The sequence below is a fragment of the Snodgrassella sp. CFCC 13594 genome (assembly GCF_001590725.1).
GTDB lineage: Bacteria > Pseudomonadota > Gammaproteobacteria > Burkholderiales > Neisseriaceae > Snodgrassella.
In genome coordinates, this window is record NZ_LQXR01000011.1 from 39534 (window position 1) to 62092 (window position 22559).

Consider the following 22559-nt stretch of genomic DNA (forward strand, 5'->3'; position numbering starts at 1 on the left):
TCAGTATTCAGGCAGCCTGCATCAGGCCGATTCCTTCTGTGAAAAGCGGTAGCCAGCGCCGCGTACTGTTTGAACCAAATGGGCAAAATTCACGGCTTCTAAACCTCGGCGCAAGCGGCGAATGTGTACGTCTACTGTACGCTCTTCCACAAACACATGGTCACCCCAAACCAAATCCAGCAATTGTCGCCGACTATAAACGCGGTCTTGGTGGGTCATAAAAAAATGCAGCAATTTAAATTCAGTAGCCCAAAGGCCACGGGTTTGCCCTGCGCCGTTACCCGCTGCTCGGCTGGGTCCAAAACCAAGCCTTGCACATCCAACAGCGTACTGGTTTTTTGCGGTGCGCGGCGGCGTAGCAACGCATTGATTCGTGCAATTAGCTCGCGCGGTGAAAACGGTTTGGTGATGTAGTCGTCAGCGCCTTGGTTGAGGCCTTGTTCTTTATCACCGTCTTCCCCACGGGCAGTCAAGAGAATAATGGGTAAGTCCCGCGTACGCTCATCTTGGCGCAATACCTTGGCAAACTGCACACCTGACGTACCGGGCAGCATCCAATCCAACAACACCACATCAGGTAATTTAGCCGACAACAAAGGCTTTGCTTGCTCAACACTGGTGGCGCAGTCCACATGAAAACCAGCCTGCTCTAAGGTGAACCGAATCAAAGTGAGAATCGACTCTTCATCTTCAACCACCAAAACAGTCACTGCCGCCATAACTTGCTCCTACGAAATCAAATGAAGGTATCGTGACAGCTTAAAGGAATTGTGTGACAGCACCATGACATGCACAGCATCAACTGCTTACTGGTACAGAAGACATCAGCTTGCGCAGATTACTGCGCCGCAGCACCATATTGTCACGGTGAATCAATTCATCTTCGGCCACATAACCCAACAAATGCTCGATTTGGTGAGAAGGCTGACGCAATAATTTTTGCACTTCGCGGCTGCTGTAATTGACCAAACCGCGGGCCACCTCCACACCATCAACATTGCGCACCGCCACCAGCGCACCTCGATCAAAATGACCATCCACCGCCACACAACCGATGGGCAGCAAACTGGAATGGCGTTTAAATAAAGCTTGCACGGCACCTTCATCCACCATCAGGCTGCCTGAAAGCTGAATTTGACCCACCATCCATTGTTTACGGGCATTGAGCCGGTTTTCATCTGGGGTCAACAAAGTGCCCACAGGCTCGCCGTGCATCAATCTCAATAAAACTTTATCGGTTTTCCCCGAAGCAATATACGTTGCCGCACCACTGAATGCGGCGCGCTTCGCTGCCAGAATTTTGGTATACATACCACCCGTACCCACGCTGCTGCCCGCACCGCCAGCCATGCTTTCCAGCTCTGGGTGATTGGCCGCAATCGCATTGATGAGTTTGGCATGGGGATTGGTACGCGGATCACTATCAAATAAACCCTGTTGATCCGTGAGAATAATCAGCGCATCGGCTTCAATTAAATTCGTCACCAACGCCCCTAATGTATCGTTGTCACCTAGCTTAATTTCATCAATAGTGACGGTATCATTTTCATTGATAATCGGTACCACGCCCTTTTCCAGCAACGTGCGAATGGTGCTGCGTGCATTTAAATAACGGGTACGGTGACTAAGGTCTTCATGTGTCAGTAAAATTTGAGCCGTTTGAATATTGAGGGGCTGAAACGCAGTTTCATAAGCCTGAGCCAATCCCATTTGCCCCACCGCAGCGGCTGCCTGAAGCTCATTCAAGGCCTTGGGACGGGCGTGCCAACCCAGGCGCTTGACGCCTTCGGCAATGGCGCCGCTGGAAACAAACACCACATCAATGCCGTGGGTTTTCAGTTCCGCGATTTGTTGTGCCCAGTTGGTTAAGGCATCTGCATCAATGCCATGCCCGCCATTGGTTACCAAACTGGAACCCACTTTGATAACCACTGTATCGGCTTGGCGTAAATCGTATGTATCCATTGTATTTCAGGCTGCCTGAAAATGAAAAAAAGGACCGCACCCGCGCTATACAAAATCGGGGCAATGGCACCACATGGTTTGCCATCATCCAGAAACCATCGGGCCTCACCAAGACAGGCCTATTGCGCCCATCAGGAGCGGCACGAAGCTAATTTGATTCTCTCCATTGTACCGAAGCACTTGACGCTTGATAAGCATTTGTATCGGCCATAAAAAAGGCAGCCCAAAGGCTGCCTTGCTTTCTGGTTTTTGCGTTAGCCAATCATAGACTGATTAAAGGCTTGCACACACCAATGCATCACAGATTCAGGCAACACGCCCCACAATAACAACAGCAATGCATTGATCGACAGCACCCACTGTGCAATTCGACGCATTTCTATTTTGTGATCGAGTGCATCTGGGCTATCAAAATACATGGTTTTAACCACACGCAAATAATAGAAAGCGCCAATCAAAGACATAATGACTGCATACACAGACACCCACACATAACCGTGCGCCAATAGAGCTTTAATCACCGACAGCTTGGCATAAAAGCCCATTAATGGAGGAATACCTGCCATGGAGAACATAGACAACAACATCAAAAATGCGTACCACGCATTTTTTTGATTGAGCCCAGCCAAATCGCTGACTTGCTCACACTCAAATCCTTCATTAGACAACAACATCAATACCCCAAACGCCACAGTGGCCATCAAAGCATAGGTAATGGCATAGTATAGTGCCGCGGTTACTCCAGCTTCGGCGCCCAAAAACGCCAACAGAATGAAGCCCATGTGCGATACCGTTGAATAACCCAACATGCGTTTGATATTGGTTTGCATGATGGCCGCCAAGTTACCAACCAGCAAAGACGCGACACCCAACAGCATCAACATGCCGCCCCAATCTTGGTATTGCGTGAGTAAGCCCGTAACCAAAATACGGAATGCAAAGACAGTGGCTGCGATTTTTGGTGCAGTACCCACCAAGGCTGCCACTGCAGTAGGCGCGCCTGATAGACATCAGGTACCCACATATGGAATGGCACGGCACCCAGCTTAAAGGCAATCGCCACCACAACGAAAATCATGCCCAATTTCAAGAGCCATGGGTTAGCCTGTTGTGACGCAGTAAACACATCGGCCAATTGCAAGGAGCCGGTTGCGCCATAAATTAAAGAAATACCATACAGCAACAAACCAGACGCCAATGCACCCAACACAAAATATTTCAATGCAGCTTCGGCAGCATCGCCATCTTGGCGACGCAAAGCAATCAAGCATACAAAGCCAAAGACAACAACTCCAAGCCAATATATAAGGTTAGAAAATGGCTGGCTGAAACCATGATGCACATGCCCAATAAGGCAAACAGAGTAATGGTATAAAATTCACCCTGATAAATTTGGCGGGCTTTTAAATAGGCTTGGCTGTACACAAACAACACCATTACCAATGCATACAAAACCAATTTAGCTAATTGAGACATGCCATCCAAAACAAACATGTCATGAAAAGCATACGTTGGTGTGCCATGCCAAATTACTACTTGCACCACCGTAGTCACTGCGACACTGACAATGGCCAGCACGCAAGTTAGCCAACGTTGGCTGTCTTTCAGCCATAAATCCACCAATAAAACCGTAAATAATGCCACAGTCAGCACCATTTCTGGTGCTGCGGGTAACACATTCAAATCTGCCCAGTTCATTCACACATCCTTACAGTTTGCTTTGCGCTGCCTGAACGATTAAATCATTCGCAGCTTGGTGAACCACCGCAATAAACGGCTCAGGATACAGGCCGAAACCCAATACTGCCGTAGCCAAAATAACCAAAATCAATAATTCTCGTTTGTTAACATCTTTGAGCTGAGCCACCTCGGGATTGGCAACAGCCCCAAAAATCACCCGTTTATACATCCATAAGGTATAGGCAGCACCATAAATCAACGTCAGTGCGGCCAAAGCACCTATCCAAAAATTGGTTTTCACCGAGCCCATGATCACCATAAATTCACCCACAAACCCAGAAGTACCGGGCAATCCGGCATTAGCATGGCAAACAGCATCATGAATGCAGCAAAAATAGGCATGGAATTGACCACACCGCCATAAGCAGAAATATCACGGGTGTGCATACGGTCATACATCACCCCAATGCTCATGAACATGGCCGCAGACACAAAGCCGTGAGAAAGCATCTGCATGATGGCACCTTTCAGTGCCCACTCATTCAGATAGCCACCGGTGAACAAAAACAGACCCAATGTCACGAAGCCCATGTGGCTGATGGAGGAATACGCCACCAGTTTTTTCATGTCGGTTTGCACCAACGCCACCATCCCGATATAAATCACCGCAATCAAGCTCAATACAATCATCATGGGTGCAAAATAGCGGGCTGCATCAGGCAGAATCGGCAGCACAAAGCGCAAGAAACCATAGCCGCCAATTTTTAAGGTAATGGCTGCCAAGACCATAGAACCGCCGGTAGGGGCTTCCACGTGCGCATCAGGCAGCCAAGTATGTACTGGCCACATTGGTACTTTCACAGCAAAAGACAGGAAAAAACCGATAAACAGTAAAATTTGTACATTTAAAGCCAAGTGCCTGATGTTGTGCATATCAGGGATCGAGAAACTGCCTGCCTGATACGACAGATACACCAAACCCACCAACATCAACAATGAGCCTAACAAAGTATACAAAAAGAACTTCATGGAGGCATACACGCGGCGCGGGCCACCCCAAATACCGATGATTAAATACATCGGAATCAGCATACCTTCAAAAAATACATAAAATAAAATCGCATCCATGGCCGCAAACGCACCATTGATGAGCCCTGACATAATCAGGAAAGCAGCCATATACTGGGCAGTGCGCTTTTTAATGACTTCCCACCCAGCCATCACCACCAGCCAAGTAATAAAGCTATTCAGAATAACAAACAACACAGATAAGCCATCCACACCCAAAGCATAGTTGAGATTGAGCTGTGGAATCCAAGTGTGGAATTCGGTGAATTGATAGCCCCCATTTAGGCGGTCAAAACGGACAAACAACGGAATGGTCACCAAGAAGCTGACCAAAGCACCAATCAAAGCCAGAATTCTGGCCAAGCCGGCACGACGGTCTGAGCCAGTAGCCAGCACCAAGATGCCCGCCACAATCGGCAGCCAAATCGCCAAACTGAGTAAATAATTGTACATATTTATAGCCTAAATAATACCAAGTTGAATGCCGCTACTTAACCGCTAATCAAGGGCCAAAACCATACTGCCACCAGCACCAGCACACCCACCACCATCGCTGTAGCATAGGTATAGATGAAACCGGTTTGCATGCGTCGAACTACACTGGCAATGGTACCCACTGTTTTGGCGGCACCATTCACACAGTTATCAATGATGCCAATATCACAAATTTTCCAAAAGAAAGTACCTAGTGCTCGACTGCCTTTAGCAAAAATACCGTAGTAAATGGTGTCCAAGTAGTATTTATTGTCCAGCAATTTATAAATTGGACTAAATGTCGATGCCAACTTAGCAGGGATATGAGGGGCTTTCATGTAGAAGAACCAAGAAACCAACACCCCTGCAAGCGCCAGCCACAATACGGGGCTTTGTATACTATGCAAAACCATCGCCAACGTTCCATGGAATTCTTCATGCATCACACTCATGGCCGGATGGGCTGCGCTGTCAACATGGATGGCACCTTGATACAGATGACCAAACAACATGGGCTCCATGGCCCACATCCCTACCAGAACAGATGGGATGGCCAACAAAACCAATGGGATGGTTACCACCAGCGGGCTTTCATGCGGGTTATCGTTGGGACCCAATCCATGATGCTCGGCATGGTCATTATGATCGGCATCATGTGCTGCATCACGCCATTTTTCTTTGCCGTGGAAAACCAAGAAATACAACCGGAATGAATAGAATGCTGTCACAAACACACTGGCCATCAAAGCAAAATAGGCGAAGCCACTGGCCGGTAAATTAGATGCATGCACAGCTTCAATAATCGAATCTTTCGAGTAAAAGCCAGAGAAAAAAGGTGTACCAATCAGCGACAATGAGCCAATCAACATGGTAATCCAAGTTATCGGCATGTATTTTCGCAAACCACCCATATGCCGCATATCCTGATCATGGTGCATACCCATAATGACACTACCAGCAGCCAAAAACAGTAAGGCTTTAAAGAAAGCATGAGTCATGACATGAAACACAGCTATGGAATACACAGAAGCACCCAGTGCCACTGTCATGTAACCCAATTGTGACAAGGTTGAATAAGCAATGACGCGCTTGATGTCGTTTTGAATCATGCCCAAAAAGCCCATGAACAAAGCTGTTATGGCACCGGACACCATCACCACCGTTAACGCCGTGTCGGAAAGTTCATACAACGGCGACATACGTGACACCATAAAGATACCCGCTGTCACCATGGTTGCAGCATGGATCAAAGCGGAAATCGGCGTTGGGCCTTCCATGGAATCAGGCAGCCACACATGCAAAGGAAACTGCGCTGACTTACCCATTGCGCCCACAAACAACAAGATACAGGTTACCGTCATCAGAGACCACGGATGCCCCGGAATCAATTCGATGGTTGCATTCTTAACTGAATCCACATGCGCAAAAACGTCAGTGTAATGCAAACTGCCGCCAAAATAAGCCAGTATCAAGCCAATGCCCAGAATGAAACCGAAATCACCGACACGGTTTACCAAAAATGCTTTCAAATTGGCAAATATGGCGGTTGGTTTTTTAAAGTAGAAACCAATCAACAAATAGGACACTAAACCCACAGCTTCCCAGCCAAAAAACAATTGGATGAAGTTATTGCTCATCACCAACATCAGCATGGAGAACGTAAACAAAGAGATGTAACTAAAAAAGCGCTGATAGCCATCATCATCGCTCATATAACCAATAGTGTAAATATGCACCATCAGCGATACGCTGGTCACAATCACCAACATTGTGGCCGTTAACGCATCCACCATAAAGCCCACAGAAAAATCAAGGCCACCCATGGTTAACCAAGTGTAGACATTTTCATTGAATACTTCGCGCGCGCCTGTTGCAAAACCATACAGAACATATGCGGAGAGCAATGCAGACACCGCGACACCCAAAATGGTAACGGTGTGCGCCCCTTTGCGGCCAATGATGTTGCCCAGCAGACCCGCAATAAGGGAGCCTACAAGCGGTGCTAAAGCCAGTATCAGATATAAACTCATATTATCCATCTTGTCTCTCGTCTCACGCGCTACTTAACCTTTGAGGTGATCCAAATCCTGCACATTAATGCTTTGGCGATTACGATAAATCAATACCATAATAGCCAAACCAATGGCGGATTCCGCCGCCGCTACGGTCAGGATAAAAAACACAAAAATTTGGCCGGCTGAATCACCCAAGTAACGGGAAAAAGCCACAAAGTTAAAATTTACTGCCAACAGCATCAATTCAATGGCCATCAAGAGCACGATGACATTTTTTCGATTCATGAAAATACCCATGGCCGAAATACCAAATAGAATAGCGGCCAATACCAAATAATGGGTAATGGATATCATGCTTTGCCCTCCTCTTTAGTATCTTCAGCCGACTCGGCGGCCTGTGGCACTTCTGCCTGCATTTTGACAACACGCATGCGGTCTTTTGCTTGAACTTTGACCTGGTCAGCAGGATTGATGTAGCGCACATTGGTGCTTTTGCGATGCACCAATGCAATGGCCGCCACCATACCCAGCACCAACAATACTGCGGCCAACTCAAAAGGCAGTAAGTAAGTGGTATAAATTTGCATACCCAAGTCATGCACATTGCTGTAATCAGCCGAAACGTTTTTCATTGGTCCAAAAGCTGCCAAATCGGTTTTGGGACTCATGAGAATCAAAATAATCAATGCCGCCGTTACAATGCCCACAATAGCGGCCACAGGTGCATGCCGCCAAAAGCCAACGCGCATTTCCTCAATATCGATATTCAGCATCATCACCACAAACAAAAACAGCACCATGACCGCACCCACATACACCACGATCAGCACAATGCCGAGAAATTCAGCTTGCATTAACAGCCACATCATGGCGCTGGCACAAAAAGTCAGCACCAAAAATAACGCCGCATGTACCGGGTTTTTGGCCGTTACCGTACTGAGCGCACCCGCCAAAATTACCGCAGCAAAGACATAAAACAAAATCAATTGCAAAGTCATAGTCACCTCTTATCGATACGGAGCGTCGGCCGCTTTGCGTTTGGCAATTTCGCTCTCATAGCGATCGCCGATGGCCAGCAGCATCGGTTTGGTGAAATACAAATCCCCACGCTTTTCACCGTGGTATTCAAAAATATGGGTTTCCACAATGGCATCAACCGGGCATGCTTCTTCACAAAAGCCACAAAAAATACACTTAGTTAAATCAATATCATAACGTGTGGTGCGACGTGTACCATCATCACGCTGCTCGGATTCAATATTGATGGCCAATGCCGGACACACTGCTTCGCATAGCTTGCACGCAATACAGCGCTCTTCCCCATTGGGATAGCGACGTTGCGCGTGCAAACCACGAAAGCGCACAGACTGTGGGGTTTTTTCCTCTGGAAAATAGATGGTGACTTTACGCGCAAAAAAGTTCTTGAGCGTAACCCCCATCCCTTTGACCAGCTCGGTCAACAAAAAGGTTTTTACAATATTCGCCATAATCATGCTCCTCCTCGGCTCAGTGCTGCCACAAAGACAAGGGTGAAATCATCCATAAGCCCAAAACAATGACCGCGACAATGGTCACCGGAATCAATACCTTCCAACCCAAACGCATGATTTGGTCATAACGGTAGCGAGGAAAAGTAGCGCGTATCCACAGGTAAAAATACAACACCATGGCCATTTTCACGAACATCCACAACACGCTTGGAGCACCAATAAAACCCCAGCTCTGCGGGAACGGAGACAGCCAACCACCAAAGAACAATAGCGCAGTCAGTGCGGCCACCAAAATCATGAAAATATATTCGGCCAAGAAAAACAACGCAAAGGCGAAACCGGAATACTCCACATGGAAACCGGCCACAATTTCAGATTCCCCTTCAGCCACGTCAAATGGTGCACGGTTGGTTTCAGCCACAGCAGAAATCAAATACACAATGAACAAGGGAAACAAAGGCAACCAGTTCCACGACAAAATGGAACCGCCAAAAATACCTTTGCCTTGGCTGGCCACAATGTCATGGAAATTCATGCTGCCTGAAACCATAATCACCCCAATCAAGGCAAAACCCATGGCAATTTCATATGAGATGGTCTGTGCCGATGAGCGCATGGCACCCAAAAATGCATATTTGGAATTGGATGCCCACCCAGCAATAATGACTCCATACACAGACAAAGACGTAATCATCAGGATATACAGCACCCCTGCATTGATGTTGGTCAGCAGCCAACTATCGCTAAACGGAATCACAGCCCATGCAGCAAAGGCTGGCATCAGCGACATCATGGGCCCAATGTAAAACAAGGCTTTATTGGATTGGGTGGGCCGAGTGATTTCTTTAAATAAAAGCTTCAACACATCGGCAAACGGTTGGATCAAGCCAAAAGGCCCTGTCACATTCGGGCCTACACGCAATTGCATGTAGCCAATGACTTTGCGCTCGAAATACGTTAAATAAGCAACGGTGATAATCAGCGGAGCCAAAATCAACACGATTTTGACCAAGATCGCTACCACCAAACCGATGTCATTACCCAGTAATTGTTGGAACCACGCTTGCATGATTATCCTTTGCTCAATTCAACAGTGGTCAATAACGCACCTAATTGCCAGTTGCTTTGGTGCAACGGCAAAACCACCACGTTTTCAGGCAGCTTATCATCGGCCGCAACCACTACCCTTAACTCACCCGATGCCTGCTTAGCCAACGCCACTTCACCATCATGCAATCCGTGCAAGGCCAACGTTTGGCTGTGCGCATGTAAACGAGGCTCCGCTGCATGGCTGGTCGCTTGCAGTGGTGCAGATCGACGCACAATGGCATCAGTCGCATACATAGACACGCCACCCACCCGAATCAATGGTTGCGCCGTTTCTGGTGCTGCATCTGTGTTCACCTGATTATTGAGCAAGCTTGGTAAATCCGCCACATTGACAGCATCAGCCAAGATTTGCTGGGTATTTTCATACTCAAACCCATCCAGATCGAGGACATTGCCCAATACCCTTAACACTTTCCACAATGGACGCGCTGCACCTTGCGCCTGCACGACCCCATGGAAAGACTGCAATCGCCCTTCCATATTGATGAGGCTGCCTGACGTTTCTGCAAAAGGGGTAATCGGCAACAACACGTCCGCCACTTCACGCAATACCGGGTTATCGTATGCCGTAAACGCCATGACAGTCTGCGCTTGCTTCAACGCAGATACGGCTGCTGCGCCATCGGCAACATCCATATCAGGCTCGACATTGAGCAGCATGACGGCCTTTTTTGGCATTGCCAATTGCGCCGACAACGTGTGTTCGGCCACACGTGCGCTGATGCCCAATACATCAGCACCCACGCTATTCGCAGCCTGCGGCAACACACTCAGCACAGCACCTGTTTCTTGTGCCAAAATTTGTGCTGCGGCAAATAAAGCGGCCGCATCCGGGTGATTTTGCGCTTCGGCACCCAACACAATCACTGCGTTCTCTGCCGCCTGTAAAGCTTGCCCAACAGCACCATGAATGGCCTCCGCCAGCCATGCAGCCCATTGCTGCGGATGTAAGGCTATTTGCGCAGTCAATGGCATGTGCAATGTTTCGTTTTCTGAAGACAACACCGCCACTTTGGCGCCGGCCTTGGCTGCCTGGCGCACGCGTGCAGTCAAAAGCGGCTGCTCTTGGCGTAAGCGCGTTCCCACAAACAACATTGCCTCATTGCGCGCGAAATCTTCAATGCTCTGGCCCAGCCACTGGGCACCAGCACCCGCCTCTGCCAAACGGCCATCCAATTGGCGCAAACGGCTATCGACAGCATTGATACCCAACCCATTGGCTAATTTTTTGGCCAAATACATTTCTTCTACAGTATTGGCGGGATTCACCCAAACCCCAACACCATCACTGCCATAGTCATTACTCACACCACGCAAACCCTTGGCAACATAATCCAACGCAGTTTGCCAATCAACAGCATGCCATTGGTTGTCTTGTTTGATTTGCGGCTGAGCCAGCCGATTAACCAACAAACCTTCATATGCAAAACGATCACGGTCGCTCAGCCAACACTCATTGATGGCTTCGTTTTCCAAAGGCAAAACGCGCCGTACCGTATGATCCTTAGTTTGCACGATTAAATTACTGCCCAATGCATCATGTGCAGAAATCGTTTTGCGTCGACTCAGCTCCCATGAGCGTGCATCATATCGGAAAGGTTTGCTGGTCAATGCGCCCACTGGGCACAAATCAATCACGTTGCCTGAAAGCTCGGTTTCCACAGCTTTGCCGATAAACGGCATGATTTCAGAAAACTCACCCCGATTGGCCATGGCGATTTCTTGGTAACCGGCAATTTCCTCAGTAAATCGCACACAACGGGTACAGTGAATGCAACGGCTCATTTCAGCGGCAGAAACCAAAGGCCCCATATCCTTACCCACCACCGCACGTTTTTCTTCTTGATAGCGACTGGCACTATTGCCATAACCCACAGCCAAATCTTGCAACTGACACTCACCACCTTGGTCGCAAATCGGACAATCCAGCGGATGGTTAATCAACAAAAACTCCATCACTCCGCGTTGGGCCTTTTTGGCTTTATCCGAATCAGTGTGAACAACCATGCCATCGGTAACTGGAGTCGCACATGCAGGCAATGGCTTAGGTGCTTTTTCCACTTCCACCAAACACATACGGCAATTTGCGGCAATGGACAATTTTTTATGGTAGCAGAAATGGGGAATATAGGTGCCAGCCTGGTGCGCAGCTTCAATCACCGTGCTGCCTTGCTCCACAGAAAGCTGTTTGCCGTCAATTTCTATCTGTAACATGGGTTTGTAATCCTAAACTTAAGCACACAATGCATCAGCACCAGCGGTGTTCTTTAATTGGCGTGCCATACTCAATGTAGTGTTCGAACTCATTGCGGAAATGCTTCAGCATCCCCTGCACTGGCATGACCGCTGCATCAGCCAGGGCACAAATGGTACGCCCAGCCATATTGCTACCAACCGACTCGAGTAAGGCCAAATCTTCTGGGCGTCCTTTACCTGTCGCAATACGATGCACAATGCGATACAACCAGCCGGTACCTTCTCGGCAAGGCGTGCACTGACCACAAGACTCTTCGTGATAGAAATAGCTTAAACGCTCCAAAGCTTTAACCATACACACGTCTTCATCCATCACAATCACAGCACCTGAACCCAACATCGATCCCGCTTTGGCAATGGCGTCATAATCCATGGTGAGTTCCATCATGATCTCAGCAGGTAACACTGGAGCAGAAGAGCCACCAGGAATCACGGCCTTCAATTTTTTGCCATCGCGCATGCCGCCACACAAAGCCAATAAATCTTTGAATGGTGTGCCCAGTGGAACCTCATAATTCCCAGGCCGGTTAACATGTCCAGATACCGAAAACAATTTGGTGCCACCATTGTTGGGCTTGCCTTTATCGGCAAACGCTTGCGCCCCGTCGCGCAAAATAAACGGAACCGAAGAAAAAGTTTCCGTGTTATTAATGGTGGTGGGTTTACCATATAGGCCATAGGAAGCAGGGAATGGGGGTTTGAAACGTGGCTGCCCTTTTTTGCCTTCTAACGACTCCAACAAGGCCGTTTCTTCACCACAAATATAAGCACCATAACCATGATGCGCATACAGTTCAAAATCAAAACCACTGCCCAATATATTCTTGCCCAAAAAACCAGCATCGCGAGCTTCTTTGAGCGCTATTTCAAAGCGCTCATAAGTCTCAAAAATCTCACCATGAATATAGTTGTAACCCGCACCAGAACCGGTCGCATAACCCGCAATAACCATCCCTTCAATCAAGGCATGAGGGTTAAAATTTAAAATATCACGATCTTTAAATGTGCCTGGTTCACCTTCATCTGAGTTACAAACCACGTATTTTTCACCGGGGAAAGAACGCGGCATAAAACTCCATTTCAACCCAGTTGGGAAGCCAGCACCACCGCGCCCGCGCAAACCCGATGTTTTCATATTGGCAATCACATCGTCTTGTGGCGTTTTTTCCGCCAAAATTTGCTTGAGTGCCTGATAGCCACCACGAGCCTGATACGCAGACAATGTCCAGCAATTGGGGTCCTGGGTATCTATCCCATCAAATATCACACCTGATTGGTAAATTGCCATCAGTTCAACTCCGCCAATTTCGCTTCAATGGCTTCTTCAGTCATGAAGCTGCACATTTTGTGGTTGTTCAATAGAATAACCGGTGCATCGCCGCAAGCGCCCATGCACTCCCCTTCCAATAAGGTGTATTTGCCATCCGCAGTGGTTTCCCCAAAACCGATACCCAAGCGTTTTTTCAGATACTCGGCTGCATTTACACCTCCGCGTAGCGCACAAGGCAAATTAGTGCACACAGTAAGCTTATATTTTCCTATCGGCGCCAGATCATACATATTATAAAAAGTAGCCACTTCCCAAGCTTGGGTGGGTGGAATGCCAACATAATCGGCCACTTCTTCTATGGTTTCAGGCTTTAGGTAGCCCAATTCCACTTGCGCCACGCGCAAAGCACCCATAATGGCACTGCGTCGTTGGTCTGCAGGATATTTAGCTAATTCTGTGTCAATTTGTTTCAAGCTATCAGCGGACAACATTATCGATCCACCTCTCCGAATACAATATCTTGAGTGCCAATAATGGCCACGACGTCGGCCAACATATGGCCACGCGCCATTTCGTCCATGCCTTGCAAATGGGCAAATCCAGGAGCGCGAATTTTCATGCGGTATGGCTTATTGGCGCCATCCGAGATCAAGTAAATCCCAAACTCACCCTTAGGATGTTCAATCCCCGCATACACCTCACCTTCTGGAACATGCATGCCTTCAGTAAAGAGTTTGAAATGATGAATTAAATCTTCCATGCCCATTTTCATGTCGGTACGATGTGGCGGCGCAACCTTATGATTATCCACAATAACAGGCCCTGGATTGACACGTAACCAATCCACACATTGCTTAATAATGCGATTGGATTCACGCATTTCCTGAATACGGCAAAGATAGCGGTCATAACAATCGCCATTGACGCCGACAGGAATGTCAAAATCCATTTTTGCATACACTTCGTAAGGCTGTTTCTTGCGCACATCCCATTCAATGCCTGAACCGCGCAACATCACGCCAGTGAACCCTTTTTGCAAAGCACGTTCAGGCGACACGACGCCAATACCAACCGTACGTTGTTTCCATATACGGTTATCAGTCAGTAGATTTTCGTATTCATCCACACACCCAGGAAAGCGATTGGTGAAATCCTCAATGAAGTCCAGCATAGTACCTTCGCGCGCCGCATTCAATTCTTTCAACACTTTGGCATTACGATACTTACTGGACTCGTATTTGGGCATAAAATCCGGTAAATCACGGTACACACCGCCCGGGCGATAATACGCCGCATGCATGCGCGCACCCGAAACTGCCTCATACAAATCCATCAAATCTTCACGCTCACGGAATGCATACAAAAATACCGTCATTGCGCCAATATCCAGCGCGTGGGAGCCTACGCCCATCAAATGATTCAAAATTCGGGTAATTTCGGCAAACATAACGCGGATGTATTGAGCACGTAACGGCACTTCTATATTCAGTAGTTTTTCTACCGCCAAACAATAAGCCTGCTCATTACACATCATCGACACGTAATCCAAGCGATCCATATAGGGGAGTGCTTGTAAATAAGTCCGTGTTTCAGCCAATTTTTCTGTGCCACGATGCAACAACCCGATATGCGGATCGGCACGCACAATGGTTTCACCCTCCAGCTCCAGAATCATACGCAGCACGCCATGTGCAGCAGGGTGCTGGGGGCCGAAGTTAATGGTGTAGTTGCGTAGTTTAGCCACCGTACTGCTCCTCTCTGACCACCCGCGGGGTGATTTCACGCGGTTCAATCGTCACCGGCTGATAAATTACGCGGCCTTCGGCTTCGTCATAACGCATTTCAACATAGCCAGAAACAGGGAAATCCTTGCGAAATGGATGTCCAACAAAACCATAATCTGTCAAAATACGACGCAAATCAGGATGGTTATTGAACATAATTCCATACAAATCAAATGCTTCTCGTTCATACCAATTGACGCCATTATAAAGATCCACCACGGAATCCACCGTGGGAAAGTCGTCATCGTCAGCCCATACGCGTACACGAATGCGCCAGTTATGGCGCAAAGAAATAAGATGGCTCACTGCTGCAAAGCGTTTGCCATCCCACGGTTCGTTTTTGTATGCTAAATAGTCTACGCCGCATAAATCAAGCACTTGTTCAAAATGCAAATCATCGTGATCACGCAGCGTTTGCATGATGTGGTGATAATCTGCCGCTGCGCATTCCAGCGTTAACTCACCAAATGCCACTTTAAGCGTGGCCTTATCGCCGAAATTCGCTTCGCAGGCTGCCTGAAGTTTTGCAATATCCGCCATGTCTCAATCCTCACACCCGCGCAATGGTGGCGGTGCGCTTAATTTTTTGTTGCAACTGCAACAAGCCATAGACCAATGCTTCTGCTGTAGGTGGGCAGCCTGGCACATACACATCCACCGGCACAATACGATCACAGCCTCTCACCACAGAATAAGAGTAATGATAGTATCCACCCCCATTGGCACAAGAGCCCATGGAGAGAACCCATCGCGGCTCCGCCATCTGGTCATAGACCCGACGCAAAGCTGGGGCCATCTTATTGCATAATGTTCCAGCCACAATCATCAAGTCAGATTGACGCGGTGATGGTCGAAAAATAATACCAAATCGGTCCAAGTCATACCGTGCAGCGCCAGCCTGCATCATTTCCACCGCACAACAAGCCAAACCAAATGTTACCGGCCACAATGAGCCCGTGCGCACATAGTTCAATACCGTGTCCGCACTGGTGGTCACAAAGCCCTTTTTCAAAACGCCTTCTATTCCCATTCTAAAGCGCCTTTTTTCCATTCATAAACAAAGCCGACCACCAATATCAGCAGAAACGGCAGCATGGCCCAAAAACCATAGGCGCCCAAATCTTTGAACACCACAGCCCAAGGCACCATGAACGCCACTTCCAAGTCAAACAAGATAAACAAGATGGCCACTAAGTAATAACGCACATCAAATTTCATGCGCGCATTTTCAAATGCCTCAAAACCGCACTCAAATGCTTCTTGCTTCAAAGCATAGGGACGGTTAGGCCCAAGTAACAAGCCCAATGAAATAAACAATACCCCGGCTGCAATACCCACCAGGACAAACACCAATATCGGAAAATAACTCGCCAACATGACGGTACACACCTTATGCAAATGTTGGTAAAGACTTTATTATTGTAACCAAATTCCTCTGGGTTTTAAAGTTTTTGCGACCGCAAGAATTCACAAAAGCATAATGTTTTCAAACATATAATGATATTGATTCTCATTTATATGTATGTATCTCCTGCTTTTGCAAGTAACAAAACTACATTGAATTTCTTAGATATTTGTATCTAAACACATTTGCTTGAATTAAACAGATCATGATTAATTCAGGACAACAATAATTTCAAACCGAAAACAATTCAAATCCAAGCAGTAATGGATACGCCCGAGGCTATTGTTAACCGATATTTACACAATAGATGGCCGCAATTATGTGGTCCACCATCTACTAATCTCGATTAAAACGCCGATTTAAATGGTAAACACACAATCCGAACAGTAGGCCCCAAAATGCGCTGCCAATGCCAAACAAAGTCATCCCAGATGCGCTGGCAATTAAGGTAACCATAGAGGCTTCTCGGGTTTTTTCTTCGGCCCAAGCTGCCACCAAATTGGTCAAGAGGGTGCCAAAAATCGCGATGCCCGCCAAAGCCCAGAGTAACTCATTGGGCAAGGCTGCGAACACCGACACCACCACCCCACCTAAAGCAGCCAAGCCCAAATAGAATAAGGCCAACCATATATTGGCCAAATAGCGCTTGCGAGGATTTGGGTCTACATCCCGCCCCATGGTAATCGCTGCACTAATGGCGGCAACATTCATCATAAACGCGCCAAATGGCGCCAACAATAGCGTTCCAATGGAGGTGGCATTAACCAAAGGTGCCGCAGGTGCTTGGTATTGATAAGCGCGCATAATGGCAATGCCAGGAACATTCTGAGTCACCAGCGTGGCGATAAACAGTGGCACCCCCACGCTAATCAAGGTCCCCAAATGAAATTCGGGCGCAAGCCACTGTAATGATGGCGCGTGCCAATGTAAATTTTCCGTGTGTAATTGCCCGGTTAGTGCCGCATACCCAAAACCCACTACTAACATCAACAAAATGCTGTATCGCGGCATCCGAATTTTGCTCAGCAAATAAGTAGCCAGCATCAGCGACACCAGCACCGTTTGGGTTTGCATGGATAAGAATACCTGACTACCAAAGCGAATGAGGATGCCTGCCAACATCGCTGAGGCCAACGTTTTCGGAATCATGGCCACCAACCTAGCAAAAAATCCCGTGGCCGATACCAGCAACATCAAGGCAGCAGCAAACAAAAAGGCGCCCACTGCTTGCCCCAAAGGCACGCCTTGCATGCTGACCATCAACGCTGCACCTGGTGTGCTCCAAACCACCATAATCGGCTCTTTATAATGCCAAGACAGCAATAAGGTCAGCAACCCGCACCCCAAACCCAATGCGGTAAACCAAGAATTGATCTGCTCAGCACTGCTGCCGAATGCTTGGGCTGCCTGAAACACAATCACCGCACTGGACCCATACGACACCAGCAGCGCTGCAATAGCGGCCGCTAGGTGGGAGGTGGAAAAATAACGCAGTAACCCAGTATCAAGTTGTGGAGAAGTCATGGTAGTAGCAATGTGGTTGGGCGTAAGAAGAAAGCGGTGCGCAAATCGCGTACAATTAGTGGCGTATTGTAGGCAACAGAATGAAACTCTGTCTATTTACAAAAACCGAAAGGATAATTATGAAAACATATATGTGTCTGATTTGCGGGTTCATTTATGATGAAGCCTGTGGTTACCCAGAAGACAACATCGCACCGGGCACAAAATGGGCAGATGTTCCGCCCAACTGGACTTGCCCCGATTGTGGCGCGCGTAAGGAAGATTTTGAAATGATGGAAATTTAATTCAAGCAACCTTAGCAACAAGATGCAGTGTTTCGGTAGCAAAAATAATCACCCAAAATCAGTTTCTTAGTCGAACACAATAGCGCGTTTTAAAAAGCCACCCATGCTTTACCCAAGAAGCAGCTCGTTTTATCATGCGCGCGCCAGTAGTTTAACGAATCAAACCCAACGTTTTAATCCAGCAACACACCAATTTCACCCGAAAATCACCCGCACTATCTGATACCCGATAAACAGCTTTATACAAAAAAACCTGCCTATGTGTGATTATCGGAACATCACAAACAGGCTTCTCAATCAATATGCTATTTCATGCAATGTTTCAGGGGTAGAGGTTGCCAATCCCATCATCGGCATCTACTCAGGTACAGACAAATAAAATGCCCTAACGTCATGTCTGCATTCGACTATTGGCTATGTCATTAGTCTACTTCGGAGCGGCGAAAATCCCGCGCACGGAAACCCAACGCCAATAAAGCACCAAAGTACAGCACCACCCCCAGCACAATCAGACCCGACAATTGCGCCACTTTCGACATGCCATGTGTCTGCCAATTAAAAGGCAGCCATTGCTGTGCCATCCATAAACCGCCCCCCATCACCACCAAGGCCACCGCCAACTTCAGTAAAAAGTGTGCCCATCCTGGATTGGGAACATATAATTTTTGGCGGCGCAACAGCACATACAACAAGCCCGCATTCAGGCAAGCACCCAAACCAATGGCCAAAGCCAAGCCCACGTGCTGCAATTTCCACACGAAAGCCAAATTCATTAATTGCGTCATCACCAAAGTGAAAATCGCCACTTTCACCGGTGTTTTGATGTTTTGTCGCGCATAAAATCCTGGGGCCAACACCTTAATCAGAATCAAACCAATCAATCCCACCGCGTAAGCCACCAATGCACCCTGCGTCATTAACGCATCATGCATGGTAAATTCACGGTACATAAACAATGTGGCCACGAGAGGGAAAGACAATACACCCAGCCCCACTGCGGCGGGCAAAGTCAGCAGCATACACAAACGCAAGCCCCAATCCAGCAAAGCAGAAAATCCTTCGGCATTTTGGCTGGCAGAGTATTTGGATAGCGTGGGTAGCAAAATAGTGCCCAAAGCCACCCCTAAAACGCCCGTAGGCAATTCCATCAGTCGATCGGCGTAATACATCCACGACACCGAACCCGATTGCAAGAAAGAGGCGAAAATCGTATTAATGACTAAAGACACTTGCGCCACCGAAACGCCCAAGATAGCCGGTCCCATCTGCTTGAGTACTCGATTGACGGCCGCATACTGAAAATCCAATTTGGGCTTTTTAAAAACCCAATTTAAACAAATATGGCAATTGATAACCCAATTGCAATACACCGCCCGCAAATACAGCCCAAGCTAAGGCCATCACTGGAGGATGGAAATAAGGTGCTAGCCACAAAGCAAACACAATAAATGCAATATTTAAAAACGTGGGCGTAAAGGCAGGTACGGAAAACTGGTGGTATGTATTCAGAATACTGCCCACCAGAGAAGACAGAGAAATCAAAAATATATAAGGGAAGGTAATACGCAACAATTGCACCGACAGCGCAAATTTATCTGGATTGGCTGTGAATCCAGGGGCAGAAATATAAATTACCCACGGCGCCGCCAAGATGCCAATGGCGGTAACAATCAATAAAATAAATGACAACAACCCTGCCACATGCTGAATAAAGTCGCGGGTGGCTTCTTGTGAGCGAGTTTGTTTAAATTCGGCCAATATAGGCACAAACGCTTGAGCAAACGCACCCTCTGCAAAAATACGCCGCAATAAATTAGGCAGTTTAAACGCCACAAAAAAAGCATCTGTGGCCATGCCCGCGCCAAAGGTGCGTGCAATAATGGTGTCCCGCACAAACCCAAGAACGCGCGAAAACATGGTCATGCTACTGACCTTAGCCAACGTGCGAAGTAAATTCATAAACCACACCGAAACCGCAACAAAGGCGCGAGTGTACACCCGAACAACGAGGCATGCCATGCATCAGAAACAAAAATAACCAGCCAAACCAAAGGACTGCCCCTATTTTCAGGCAACCTTTTGGCCTGTATCCAGCCTGAGGAGTAACATACCGACACGCTTCTGACCCCATATGTACCACCATGAATCCACCCCAAAGTATTTACGACAACCCTGTGTTTTTTGAACAATATAAAAATCTTCGTGATCACGACACTGGTCTCAATGCGGCCTTAGAAATGCCGTCGTTGCGGGCATTGCTGCCCAAATTAATGGACATTGATATTTTGGATCTGGGTTGTGGATTTGGTGATTTTGCCCGCTTTGCCCGAATTCAAGGAGCGAAATCCGTTACTGGGGTTGAAATTTCGCAAAAGATGCTGACGCAGGCCAGACAACGCACTCATGATGCACACATTCATTACGTGCACAGCGCCATAGAAGATTTTCCTTTTGCGCACAACCGCTATCAGCTGGTGGTATCTTCCCTTGCGTTTCACTATATTCAAGACTTTCAAAAAATTTGCGGCAAAATTTTTGACTGCTTACAAAACGACGGCTCTTTTGTGTTCAGTGTTGAACACCCAATGTGTACGGCTTGGCCGATTGGCTGGCACACTGAAGCAGACACTTCTTTTTGGCCCGTGCGAGATTACCAAGATGAATCCATACGCCATACCCAATGGTTTGTGGATGATGTCGTGAAATACCACCGCACCACACAAACCTACGTATCGACTCTCATCGAGTCTGGATTTACCCTCCATGCATTATAAAGAACCACAGCCATCCATTGACGCCATTAAATCTCGCCCTGCACTAGCAATGCACTGTATGAGACCACCTTTTTTAATTCTTAGCGCCAAAAAAAAGCCGCTCAATAGCCCCACATAGCACGAATAACGTCCCTAATGATGGTTGGTGTCAAGTAGTCTGTGTGCAAAATCAAGCGTGATTTTATTTCGACTCTTCATGTTGATTTTGTCGGAATTTTGCTCTGCCGGTTCAATTTCAATCAAAAAGGGTTTACAAGCCAACCTACGCGCGTTAAAAAGACAGACTTCTCTCAAAAACAACAAGTACTCAATATATTAGTTTAAGGAGCATCACGTGAAAGTAGGTTTTGTAGGCTGGCGCGGCATGGTGGGTTCGGTCTTGATGCAGCGCATGCAAGCAGAAAAAGACTTCCAACACATTCCTGAAGCATTTTTCTTTACCACCTCCGCTGCCGGTAAAGAAGCGCCTAATTTCGGGCAAGCTGCGAAAACCTTATTGGATGCCAATGACATCGATGCCTTAGCTGATATGGATGTCATCGTGACTTGCCAAGGAGGTGACTATACCAAAGCGGTTTATCAGCCGCTGCGTCATCGTGGTTGGACAGGCTATTGGATTGATGCTGCCTCCACTTTGCGCATGACTGAGCAATCGGTCATTGTATTGGACCCAGTCAACCGTGATGTTATCGATACCGCTTTAGCCAATGGCACCAAAGATTTCATTGGTGGCAATTGTACCGTATCGCTCATGCTCATGGCGTTAGATGGCCTGTTTGCCAATGATTTGGTGGAATGGACCACGAGCATGACTTACCAGGCAGCCTCCGGCGCCGGCGCCAAAAACATGCGCGAGCTGATTACAGCAATGGGCGCCATTGAGAAACAAGTTGATGTTGAATTGGCTGATCCAGCCAGCGCCATTTTGGATATTGACCGTAAAGTATCGGATTTCCTGCGCAGTAACGACTACCCAAAAGCGCAATTTGGCGCGCCATTGGCGGGTAGCCTGATTCCTTGGATCGATGCCGATTTGGGTAATGGTCAGTCAAAAGAAGAGTGGAAAGGCGGCGTGGAAACCAATAAAATTCTGGGCCGCAGCGACAACCCCATCGTGGTTGATGGTTTGTGCGTGCGTGTGGGCGCCATGCGTTGCCACAGCCAGGCTCTGACTTTAAAACTGAAGCAAGATTTGCCCGTGGCCGAAATTGAGCAATTATTGGCCAATGCCAACGATTGGGTCAAAGTGGTACCCAACGAAAAAGCCGCTTCGGTTGCCAACCTGACGCCCGCAGCCGTAACGGGCACCTTAACAGTGCCCGTTGGTCGCATTCGCAAAATGGGCATGGGTGGTGAATACATCAGTGCATTCACTGTCGGTGATCAGTTGTTGTGGGGTGCAGCAGAACCAATTCGTCGTATTTTGCGTATTGTCCTCAAAACCCTGTAACGGCCCAGCC

Annotated in this window: 17 protein-coding genes and 4 pseudogenes; 3 read left to right on the forward strand and 18 right to left on the reverse strand. The window is 47.7% G+C overall.

The window, feature by feature from the left end; translation table 11 throughout:
• Positions 1–21: 21 nt before the first annotated feature.
• The 17 genes and pseudogenes from phoB to A2F46_RS07770 form a co-directional block, all read right to left on the reverse strand.
• Positions 22–719, reverse strand: a pseudogene (gene phoB, locus A2F46_RS07690) (phosphate regulon transcriptional regulator PhoB).
• 79 nt (positions 720–798) lie between these two features.
• Complete coding sequence (gene proB, locus A2F46_RS07695; RefSeq protein WP_066568856.1) at positions 799–1965, reverse strand: glutamate 5-kinase; 1167 nt, start codon at positions 1963–1965, stop codon at positions 799–801.
• A gap of 254 nt (positions 1966–2219) precedes the next feature.
• Positions 2220–3663, reverse strand: a pseudogene (gene nuoN, locus A2F46_RS07700) (NADH-quinone oxidoreductase subunit NuoN).
• Positions 3664–3673: 10 nt separating this feature from the next.
• Positions 3674–5166 (reverse strand): annotated as a pseudogene (locus tag A2F46_RS07705) (NADH-quinone oxidoreductase subunit M).
• A 38-nt stretch (positions 5167–5204) separates the two neighbouring features.
• Entirely contained in the window at positions 5205–7226 is a 2022-nt protein-coding gene (gene nuoL, locus A2F46_RS07710; protein ID WP_066568861.1) for an NADH-quinone oxidoreductase subunit L, read from the reverse strand.
• Between the two features lie 24 nt (positions 7227–7250).
• Entirely contained in the window at positions 7251–7556 is a 306-nt protein-coding gene (gene nuoK, locus A2F46_RS07715) for an NADH-quinone oxidoreductase subunit NuoK (protein WP_066568862.1), read from the reverse strand.
• Positions 7553–8200 (reverse strand): NADH-quinone oxidoreductase subunit J, encoded by a 648-nt coding sequence (locus tag A2F46_RS07720; RefSeq protein ID WP_066568864.1) that lies wholly within the window; start codon positions 8198–8200, stop codon positions 7553–7555. The genes nuoK and A2F46_RS07720 overlap by 4 nt, the downstream gene beginning before the upstream one ends.
• A 9-nt stretch (positions 8201–8209) precedes the next feature.
• Positions 8210–8689, reverse strand: a complete 480-nt coding sequence (nuoI, locus tag A2F46_RS07725) for an NADH-quinone oxidoreductase subunit NuoI (protein WP_066568949.1) — start codon at positions 8687–8689, stop codon at positions 8210–8212.
• A gap of 19 nt (positions 8690–8708) precedes the next feature.
• Positions 8709–9761, reverse strand: coding sequence for an NADH-quinone oxidoreductase subunit NuoH (gene nuoH / locus A2F46_RS07730; protein WP_066568866.1), 1053 nt, complete (start codon positions 9759–9761; stop codon positions 8709–8711).
• Positions 9762–9763: 2 nt separating this feature from the next.
• Positions 9764–12016 carry an NADH-quinone oxidoreductase subunit NuoG gene (gene nuoG / locus A2F46_RS07735; protein WP_066568867.1) on the reverse strand — a complete coding sequence of 751 codons (2253 nt, stop codon included), beginning with the start codon at positions 12014–12016 and terminating at the stop codon, positions 9764–9766.
• A gap of 34 nt (positions 12017–12050) precedes the next feature.
• Positions 12051–13346 carry an NADH-quinone oxidoreductase subunit NuoF gene (gene nuoF, locus A2F46_RS07740; RefSeq protein ID WP_066568868.1) on the reverse strand — a complete coding sequence of 432 codons (1296 nt, stop codon included), beginning with the start codon at positions 13344–13346 and terminating at the stop codon, positions 12051–12053.
• Entirely contained in the window at positions 13346–13819 is a 474-nt protein-coding gene (gene nuoE / locus A2F46_RS07745; RefSeq protein ID WP_066568870.1) for an NADH-quinone oxidoreductase subunit NuoE, read from the reverse strand. Before nuoE ends, nuoF begins: the two co-directional genes overlap by 1 nt.
• The gene (locus A2F46_RS07750; protein ID WP_066568872.1) at positions 13819–15072 is read right to left on the reverse strand and encodes an NADH-quinone oxidoreductase subunit D; all 1254 of its coding nucleotides are present in this window, start codon (positions 15070–15072) and stop codon (positions 13819–13821) included. Before A2F46_RS07750 ends, nuoE begins: the two co-directional genes overlap by 1 nt.
• Positions 15065–15652, reverse strand: coding sequence for an NADH-quinone oxidoreductase subunit C (locus tag A2F46_RS07755; protein WP_066568874.1), 588 nt, complete (start codon positions 15650–15652; stop codon positions 15065–15067). The genes A2F46_RS07750 and A2F46_RS07755 overlap by 8 nt, the downstream gene beginning before the upstream one ends.
• 10 nt (positions 15653–15662) lie before the next feature.
• Positions 15663–16142 carry an NADH-quinone oxidoreductase subunit B family protein gene (locus A2F46_RS07760; protein ID WP_066568877.1) on the reverse strand — a complete coding sequence of 160 codons (480 nt, stop codon included), beginning with the start codon at positions 16140–16142 and terminating at the stop codon, positions 15663–15665.
• Positions 16133–16489, reverse strand: a complete 357-nt coding sequence (gene ndhC, locus A2F46_RS07765) for an NADH-quinone oxidoreductase subunit A (protein ID WP_066568879.1) — start codon at positions 16487–16489, stop codon at positions 16133–16135. Before ndhC ends, A2F46_RS07760 begins: the two co-directional genes overlap by 10 nt.
• A 364-nt stretch (positions 16490–16853) precedes the next feature.
• Positions 16854–18041 (reverse strand): benzoate/H(+) symporter BenE family transporter, encoded by a 1188-nt coding sequence (locus tag A2F46_RS07770; protein ID WP_066568880.1) that lies wholly within the window; start codon positions 18039–18041, stop codon positions 16854–16856.
• Between the two features lie 119 nt (positions 18042–18160).
• Here A2F46_RS07770 and A2F46_RS07775 point away from each other — a divergent pair, with 119 nt between their 5' ends.
• Positions 18161–18325, forward strand: coding sequence for a rubredoxin (locus A2F46_RS07775; protein WP_066568882.1), 165 nt, complete (start codon positions 18161–18163; stop codon positions 18323–18325).
• 422 nt (positions 18326–18747) lie between these two features.
• Here the strand turns inward: A2F46_RS07775 and murJ are convergent.
• Positions 18748–20284 (reverse strand): annotated as a pseudogene (gene murJ, locus A2F46_RS07780) (murein biosynthesis integral membrane protein MurJ).
• Positions 20285–20466: 182 nt separating this feature from the next.
• Between murJ and A2F46_RS07785 the strand changes: the two are divergent.
• Together A2F46_RS07785 and asd are read left to right on the forward strand one after the other, a co-directional pair.
• Complete coding sequence (locus tag A2F46_RS07785; RefSeq protein WP_197457610.1) at positions 20467–21099, forward strand: bifunctional 2-polyprenyl-6-hydroxyphenol methylase/3-demethylubiquinol 3-O-methyltransferase UbiG; 633 nt, start codon at positions 20467–20469, stop codon at positions 21097–21099.
• 334 nt (positions 21100–21433) lie between these two features.
• On the forward strand, positions 21434–22549 hold the full coding sequence (gene asd / locus A2F46_RS07790) for an aspartate-semialdehyde dehydrogenase (protein WP_066568884.1): 1116 nt from the start codon (positions 21434–21436) through the stop codon (positions 22547–22549).
• Positions 22550–22559 lie beyond the last annotated feature (10 nt).